This is a genomic window from Faecalibacterium gallinarum (genome assembly GCF_022180365.1).
GTDB classification, from domain to species: domain Bacteria; phylum Bacillota; class Clostridia; order Oscillospirales; family Ruminococcaceae; genus Faecalibacterium; species Faecalibacterium gallinarum.
Window position 1 is genome coordinate 1 of sequence record NZ_BQKV01000069.1, and the last position, 315, is coordinate 315.

At 48.6% G+C, this 315-nt stretch carries 1 protein-coding gene; it reads left to right on the forward strand.

Annotated elements, in window-relative coordinates; genetic code table 11:
• A partial coding sequence (locus JCM17207_RS09580) for a helix-turn-helix domain-containing protein (RefSeq protein WP_309295409.1) occupies positions 1-267 on the forward strand: 267 nt, incomplete at its 5' end.
• Between the last annotated feature and the right edge of the window lie 48 nt (positions 268-315).

Sequence of the window (315 nt, forward strand, 5' to 3'; positions counted from 1 at the left end):
ATAATAGAGCTTCGCAGCCAGGGAATGACTCTGCGTCAGATTGGAGAGAAGCTGGGATTCACATATAAGGAAATGCGTGGATTTCTTTCCCGATATAATCGAAAGCAGCGAAAACTTGCAGCGGGAGTTCCCCCAAAACCCAAGGGACGGCCCAGGAAAGGCGAAATCCGGGAGCCAAGCATTGCAGAATACAAATATGAGATCGAACGGCTGAAAATGGAGAATGAACTGCTGCGGGATTTTCTGCGGTCCACAGGAAGGAAGTGAGAGCAAAGGCGAAATATGCCGTGATTTACCGTTATCGGGAAGAGTATC